Source organism: Acidovorax cavernicola, assembly GCF_003581445.1.
On record NZ_QXMN01000110.1, the window covers coordinates 1 to 3,236 of the forward strand.

Consider the following 3,236-nt stretch of genomic DNA (forward strand, 5'->3'; position numbering starts at 1 on the left):
GCCCGAAATCCTGGGCCGGCTCGAGTTCCTCGAAGAGGTGGGCCTGGGCTATCTGACGCTGGACCGCGGCGCGCCCACGCTCAGCGGCGGCGAAGCGCAGCGCATCCGGCTCGCGGCGCAGCTGGGCAGCAACCTGCAAGGCGTGTGCTACGTGCTCGACGAGCCGACCATAGGCCTGCATGCGCGCGACAACCACATCCTGCTCAACGCGCTGCACAAGCTCGGCGACAAGGGCAATACGCTGGTCGTGGTCGAGCATGACGAAGACACCATTCGCCGCGCCGACCATGTGATCGACATCGGCCCGAGCGCAGGCAAGCGCGGCGGCCGTCTGGTCGCCGAAGGCAGCCCCGCCGATGTGATGCAGGCCGAGGATTCGGTCACGGGCCGCTACCTGCTGCACGCGATGCGCCATCCGTTCCAGCCGCGCCGGCCCGTGGTCTGGCCGCCGGTCGCGCCTGTGGCCGAGCCTGAGGCGGCCGAGGCGCCGAAGAAGCGCACGAAAAAGCAGATCGCCGCCGATGCCGTCGCGGCCTTGCAGGCCGACAGCGCGGCCGCGAACGCGGCGCTGGCCCAGCCGCTGCCGCGCGGGTCGCTGGGCAGCGGCCCGCAGCGCTGGCTCACGGTGCTCGGCGCCGATCTGCACAACCTGCAGCGCGTCGACGCCCATGTGCCGCTCAAGCGCCTGGTGGCGGTCACGGGCGTCAGCGGCTCGGGCAAATCGACGCTGGCGCGCGACGTGCTCTGGACCAATGTCGCGGCCTGGGTCGGCCAGCGCAGCACCCATGCGGGGCGCGAAGCCATGGACGCGGGCCAGGCGCCCGCGCTGATCGGCTGCGCGGGCCTGCGCGGCTTCGAGACCATAGACCGCGTGCTCGAAGTCGACCAGACGCCCATCGGCAAGACGCCGCGCTCCTGCCCCGCGACCTATATCGGTTTCTGGGACACGATACGCAAGCTGTTCGCCGACACGCTCGAAGCGCGCGCGCGCGGCTACGGCCCGGGCCGCTTCTCGTTCAACACCGGCGAAGGCCGCTGCCCGGCCTGTGAAGGCCAGGGCCTGCGGACCATCGAAATGAGCTTCCTGCCCGACGTCAAGGTGCCTTGCGACACCTGCCACGGCGCGCGCTTCAACCCCGAAACGCTGGCCGTGACCTGGCGCGGCAAGAGCATAGGCGACGTGCTGCAGATGGAAGTCGACGAAGCCGTCGATTTCTTCGCCAGCATGCCGGCCATCGGCCACCCGCTGCAGTTGCTCAAGGATGTGGGCCTGGGCTACCTGACGCTGGGCCAGCCTTCGCCCACGCTCAGCGGTGGCGAAGCCCAGCGCATCAAGCTCGTGACCGAGCTGACCAAGGTGCGCGACGACATCGCGCGCCGCGGCAACAAGGCGCCGCATACGCTGTACGTGCTCGACGAGCCCACGGTCGGCCTGCACATGGCCGACGTGGAGAAGCTCATCGAAGTGCTGCACCGGCTGGTCGACGGCGGGCATTCGGTGATCGTCATCGAGCACGACCTCGATGTGATCGCCGAAGCCGACTGGGTCATCGACCTGGGCCCCGAAGGCGGCAACGGCGGCGGGCGCATCGTCGCCGCGGGCACGCCGGAACACCTGGTGGCGCAGGGCACGCATACCGGCCAGGCGCTGGCATCGGTGCTGGCGCGCGGCGTGGCGGCGCGCGAGACGGCGCCCGGCGCAGCGGCGCCCGGCGCAGCGGCGCTGGCCTGATGCGCGAGTACGCGGTGCTGTGGCATGCGCAGGCGCCGGCCAAGCCCGCGCTGGGCGCACCCTGCAACGGCTGCGGCCTGTGCTGCCTGGCCGAGCCCTGTCCCATGGGCATGCTGGTCTCGCGCCGCCGGCAGGGCGCCTGCAGCGCGCTGCGCTGGGACGAGGCAGGCGCGCATTACCGCTGCGGCGTGCTCGAAGACGCGAAGGCGCTCGCGGCCTTGCCCGGCCGCTGGCGGCGCTGGCGCGGCCGGCTGTGGCTGCGGCTCGCCCGGCGCTGGATTGCGGCCGGCGTGGGCTGCGATGCCGATCTGCAGGTGGGAAAAACCTAGAAGGTCTGCAGGTGCTGCTGCAGCAGCTGCACGAAGACATCGGCGCGCGCCGAAGGCGCGCGGTGCAGCGGCAGGGCCAGCGCAATGTCGACCGCGCATTGCGGCAGCAGCGGCCGAATGGCCAGTTCCGCCGCGAACTTGCTCGCGACATAGGGGTTGACCACGCCTATGCCCGTGCCTTCGGCCGCGAGGCAGCAGATGGTCGATGAATAAGTGGTCTCTATGGTCGAGCGCGCCTGCACGCCATGGCGCTGCATGGTCTGCTGCAGCTGCAGGAAGATGTTGTCGTCGGCGTTGAGCGTGAGCAGCAACTGGTCGGCGAGGTCGCTCACATGCAGTTGCTCGCGCTGCGCCAGCGCGTGGTCCGGGTGCATCACGCAGACCGCCTGGCTGCGGTGCAGCACGCTGGCGCTCAGGTCGGGCGCATCGATCGCCATGGTGCTGACCACGAGATCGAACTGGCCCAGCTGCAGGCCTTCGCGCAGATGCGAGGTGCCCAGCGTCTGCAGGCTGATCGGCGTGCTCGGATGCTGCAGCACGAACGAATGCACCACGGCCGGCAGCACCGACAGGCCCAGCGCCGGCGTGCAGCCTATGCGCAGCGTGCCCGCACCCGACAGCCGCAGGCCCTGCAGGTCGCGCTCTATGCGTTCCAGGCCGACGAAATGCTGCTGCACCGTGGCGAACAGTTCGAGCGCTTCGGGTGTGGGCCGCAGCCGGCCCTTGTGCATGTCGAACAGCTTGAGGCCGGCGCCGGCCTGCATCTGCGCGAGCAGGCGGCTGACCGACGGCTGGGTGGTGTGCAGCAACTGGGCCGCGGCCGTGGTCGTGCCGGCCTGCATCACGGCACGGAAGGCTTCGATTTCGCGAAAACTCAGAGGGCGGGGCATGGGGTGAGGGTATACCAATCCTGTATAGGTGACACGGAAAAATGCATTTTGTAGTCATGGCCTGTGCTGCCTACACTGGATTCACACCGGCCGCTTTCCGTTGCGGCAGCATTTTCCAAGAGGCATAGAGACATGAACAAGCAATTCACGCGCCGCAGCCTGGGGCTCACGGCCCTGGCCGCCACCCTCATGGCCTGCTCGGCCAGCGCCTGGTCCAGCGACGCTGCCTTCCCCAACCCCGCACGCCAGGTGCGCATCATCGTGCCGTTCACTGCGGGCGGCAGC

3 protein-coding genes are annotated in these 3,236 nt (G+C 69.7%); 2 read left to right on the forward strand and 1 reads right to left on the reverse strand.

Translation table 11 applies throughout. The features are described 5' to 3' along the window. Nucleotides 1–1,732 (forward strand): excinuclease ABC subunit UvrA (locus D3H34_RS31200; protein WP_491047153.1); only part of this gene is annotated, 1,732 nt, incomplete at its 5' end. Then, nucleotides 1,732–2,061 carry a hypothetical protein gene (locus D3H34_RS31205; RefSeq protein WP_119558702.1) on the forward strand — a complete coding sequence of 110 codons (330 nt, stop codon included), beginning with the start codon at nucleotides 1,732–1,734 and terminating at the stop codon, nucleotides 2,059–2,061. The genes D3H34_RS31200 and D3H34_RS31205, both read left to right, overlap by 1 nt. Here the strand turns inward: D3H34_RS31205 and D3H34_RS31210 are convergent. Further along, complete coding sequence (locus tag D3H34_RS31210; RefSeq protein ID WP_119558703.1) at nucleotides 2,058–2,951, reverse strand: LysR family transcriptional regulator; 894 nt, start codon at nucleotides 2,949–2,951, stop codon at nucleotides 2,058–2,060. The genes D3H34_RS31205 and D3H34_RS31210 overlap by 4 nt on opposite strands. Nucleotides 2,952–3,236: the final 285 nt, after the last annotated feature.

Coding starts and splice junctions, on each gene's coding strand:
- D3H34_RS31205 (WP_119558702.1), top strand. CDS start 1,732: ATGCGCGAGTACGCGGTGCTGTGGCATGCGCAGGCGCCGGCCAAGCCC.
- D3H34_RS31210 (WP_119558703.1), bottom strand. CDS start 2,951: ATGCCCCGCCCTCTGAGTTTTCGCGAAATCGAAGCCTTCCGTGCCGTG.